This window comes from Rhodoferax sp. (assembly GCF_028689295.1).
Lineage (GTDB): Bacteria > Pseudomonadota > Gammaproteobacteria > Burkholderiales > Burkholderiaceae_C > Rhodoferax.
This window is the reverse complement of sequence record NZ_JAQTWL010000063.1, coordinates 1-3,455: the sequence shown is the minus strand read 5'-3', so window position 1 is coordinate 3,455 and position 3,455 is coordinate 1. Positions and strand designations below refer to the sequence as shown.

The 3,455-nt window shown below is 56.7% G+C and carries 5 protein-coding genes and 1 pseudogene; 5 read left to right on the top strand and 1 reads right to left on the bottom strand.

What is annotated here, in order from left to right; all coding sequences use genetic code 11:
- Together PHF15_RS16795 and trfA are read left to right on the top strand one after the other, a co-directional pair.
- A partial coding sequence (locus PHF15_RS16795) for a hypothetical protein (RefSeq protein ID WP_300123007.1) occupies positions 1–363 on the top strand: 363 nt, incomplete at its 5' end.
- Between the two features lie 404 nt (positions 364–767).
- Positions 768–1,649, top strand: coding sequence for a plasmid replication initiator TrfA (gene trfA, locus PHF15_RS16790; RefSeq protein ID WP_300123005.1), 882 nt, complete (start codon positions 768–770; stop codon positions 1,647–1,649).
- A 14-nt stretch (positions 1,650–1,663) separates the two neighbouring features.
- Here trfA and PHF15_RS16785 read toward each other — a convergent pair whose 3' ends face one another.
- The gene (locus PHF15_RS16785) at positions 1,664–1,807 is read right to left on the bottom strand and encodes a hypothetical protein (protein WP_300123004.1); all 144 of its coding nucleotides are present in this window, start codon (positions 1,805–1,807) and stop codon (positions 1,664–1,666) included.
- Positions 1,808–2,220: 413 nt separating this feature from the next.
- Between PHF15_RS16785 and PHF15_RS16780 the strand changes: the two genes are divergently transcribed.
- The 3 genes and pseudogenes from PHF15_RS16780 to PHF15_RS16770 form a co-directional block, all read left to right on the top strand.
- Positions 2,221–2,562 carry a TrbC/VirB2 family protein gene (locus PHF15_RS16780; protein ID WP_300123002.1) on the top strand — a complete coding sequence of 114 codons (342 nt, stop codon included), beginning with the start codon at positions 2,221–2,223 and terminating at the stop codon, positions 2,560–2,562.
- 26 nt (positions 2,563–2,588) lie between these two features.
- A complete protein-coding gene (gene trbD, locus PHF15_RS16775) occupies positions 2,589–2,912 on the top strand; it encodes a conjugal transfer protein TrbD (RefSeq protein WP_300123001.1) in 324 nt (107 codons plus the stop codon).
- A gap of 2 nt (positions 2,913–2,914) precedes the next feature.
- Positions 2,915–3,455 (top strand): annotated as a pseudogene (locus PHF15_RS16770) (transporter); the annotation flags it as partial.

Sequence of the window (3,455 nt, the reverse complement as noted above, 5' to 3'; positions counted from 1 at the left end):
TTACAATTTGACGTTGTTGCCGGCAATTTTTATGGTCAGGCAGCATGTCTTGTGGTTGGCATGGTATTTGTCAAATTGGCACACGTTGCCACACAAGCAGGGATCGGCAAGGCGGCTCAAATAGAGAACGCCATCAAACAAAAATACAGGGCTGAAGATGCTCATCGACAAAAAATTACCAGAGTACTGCGGCGAGCTGCAACCGCACAGGTTGTGGCGCAATCATCGGTTTTTTGGTCGGCCATAAAAGCAATCGTTGCAGCAGAACTGCACGTGCGTTCCATTGTCAAATCGGTCCTGTGCATGGTGACCGACACGCTCACGCCAAAGCTTTCTCCGTGCCCGCCAGCCGCCTGCGCGTGAGCGTCGTCGGGTTATCGATCCCGTCCGCCGACTGCGTGGGCGCGCAAAACCTCCAAGAATCTCGCTGGGATCAACTTTCAAAAGTTGATCAGAATGCAAAGTTTGGAACTCCTGGCTGCCGCGGATGTTGCAGCAATACTCAAGATCAGTGAAGCATCCATTTGGAATTGGCAATACGGGCGCAAAACGCCGCCTGTCGGCTTCCCTCCCCCTGTAAAAATTGGCGCCTCGGTTCGGTGGCGGTCATCGGACATCCAGGTTTTCATCGCGGGTTTGTCACTTACGACCACCGGTCGAATCCCACTGCCTGGACCGTTGCAGCCCGCCATGACGATGGTAGTTCTGGCTAAGCCAGTGCGTGGCCGTGGTCGGCCTCGCAAGGTTCAGCCTGGCAGGCTGGGTTGATGCGTCAAAAAAGGACCTTTGAAGAAAACCTGGCCCTGGCCAAAGCAAGGGGGCAACGAACTTCGACGCTGCAAACAGTTGTTGCAGAAAGGTCTTTGGAGGTGCAGTTGCCATTGTGGGCGGAGGTTTGCCGGGGTGTTCCCAATAGCGTCCTGCGATCGGCACTTTTTGGCGTGGTGCGACGAGGCCCAAGGTCTTTCCAGCAACGCGTGCAAAAGGCCAGCGTCGACGGTGTGAAGATCATTCACACCGGGCCGCAACTGGATCAGGCGGATCTGGATGTCTGGGAACAAGCTCTGCAGTTGGCCAGAACCGGTGGGCTTGGGTGCCGGATTCAGTTCACTGCCTCACACTTCTTGAAGTGCATTGACCGCGGCAACGGCAAAAGTCAGCATGAATGGCTCAAAGGGGCATTCGCACGGCTGGCGGCCAGCGTGGTGGAAATCAAGGATGCGCACCGAGCATATTTCGGCGCAATCCTGCACCACGGTGGCAGGGATGATCAGACTGGCCGCTACGTCATTGAGATGAACCCGAAAATCATCGAGCTCTATGGCCTTGACGGCTGGTCAAGTGTGGAATTTGGCCAGCGCATGGCGCTGAAAAAGCGGCCGCTTGCCCAGTGGCTACACGGCTATTACAGCTCCCATGCCAAGCCCTTCCCCGTCAAAGTCGAAACCCTGCAGCGGCTGTGTGGCAGTCAAAATTCCAGCCTCAAGGGGTTCAAGCAGGACCTAAAGTCAGCCCTGGAAAAACTGGAAGAAGTCACCAACTGGGCTTGGAAAATCGATGCTTCAGACTTGGTGCACCTGTCAAAAATGCCAACGGCAAGTCAATCAAGGCACCTGCTCAAGCGTGGTCGATTTCGCGGATTGCCGTGAAACAGAACCCCAAATCAAACGACAGTAACCCAGTTGTCCAGCTGCAAACCAGGCACCTTGGCAAACTCGCGAGTGATGTTGGTGACCAGCAGGGCCTGTTGGCTCAGGGCGTGAGCGGCAATCATGGTGTCCGGCGAGCCGATGGGTGTGCGTGCCACGGCGCTCCGGGGCAGCCCGATGCAGGGGCAGTTTTGAACGCCGCAGATTAGAGATAGATTAAAGACAGATTAGCTGCTTTTTGCTCCACTCCCAAGCCATTGATTTGCCTTGAGATTTTGACAATTTTTACGTTCTCGCGGTATGTGCTATGCCGTGCGCCGGTACATGCTATGCCGTGGTTTGGTATGCGCTATGCCGTGCCGGTATGTGCTATGCCGTGTTCGCCGGTATGTGCTGTGCCGTGGTTTTGTGGATAACTTTTGCCGTCCGGCTGCTGGCCTCTCACTCCGCCAGACCCGAGTAGTTGAGCTGTATGCACGGGAGCGCGACGCGACGATTTGTTCATTTGCAGTCCAGCGGTATCAAGCACCAGCCAAACAGGCCGGTGTCTTTTTTCCAACTGGAGTAGATCGTGCACTTCCAAACAACCAAGCCTACCAAATCACTCAAAAAGCTGGTCACGCCTGTCATCTCGGGCATGGCCGCACTGGTATCCCAGATGGCCTACGCTGGCCCAGCCCTGCCCTGGGACGGCCCGATCACCACGGTGGTCAACAACCTGACTGGGCCTGTGGCCACCGGCATTTCGACCGTGGCCTTCCTGGCAGCAGGTGCAGCGCTGATTTTTGGCGGTGACGACCTGGGTGGCATTGCCAAGAAACTGTTGTACGTGGTGCTCGGTGTGGCGCTGATCGTTTTTGGCGCCAACTTCCTGAGCATGATCGGCCTGGTCAACAGCGGTGCGTTGATCTGACGGTCCGTCGTTTCTGATCGCAAATCGTGGCTGACCAAAATTCAGACAACGGCACTGATTTTTCAGTGCCGCTGCATCAATCCATGCTCAGGCCCATGCTGCTGCTCGGTGCTGAGCGCGAACTGATCCTGGCACTGGGAATCGTGGCCGGCGTGTTCATTGTTTCCTTGTTTCAACTGTGGGCAGCCATTTTCGGTCTGGCTTTGTGGGCCGTCGGCGCCTGGGTGTTGACGCGTGCCGCCAGCTTTGACCCCCAACTCTCCAAGACGTTCGGGCGCAGTTTGCGATACCGCAAGCTGTACAAGCGTGCAGCCACCCCATTTGCCTCGCCCCGCACCTTTGGAGACTGACCATGTTCTTGAAAGAATTTCGCAGCCATGCCCAAGGGCTTCCCGATCTGCTGCCCTGGGCGGCGCTGATCGACAACGGCGTGGTGCTCACCAAATCTGGCGGTTTGCTGGCGGGTTTTGAATTTCGCGGTCCGGATCTGGACAGTGCCACCAAAGAAGAGTTGGCGGCGGTGTCGGCACGCATCAATGCGGCCCTGGCACTTGACGATGGCTGGAGCATGCATGTGGATGCCGTGCGCCGCCAATCCCCTGGTTACCCAACAAGCGGCGCATTTCCAGACCGCACCACCCGCCTGCTGGACGATTGTCGCCGTCTCGCACATGAAGGCGAATGGGCTGGCTTTCAAAGTGACTACAAACTTGTCTTGTGCTGGCACCCAGACCCTGATGCCGCGGCCAAAACCGAAATGCTGTTTGTGGATGGCGCGCAAAAGACCGGTGTGGCAGAGCGCAGCTTGATCCGTTTCATAGCCGCACTGGCCGAAATTGAATCACGGCTGGCGGGTACGCTCAAAATCCGTCGCCTGGGGGACGAAATCGACA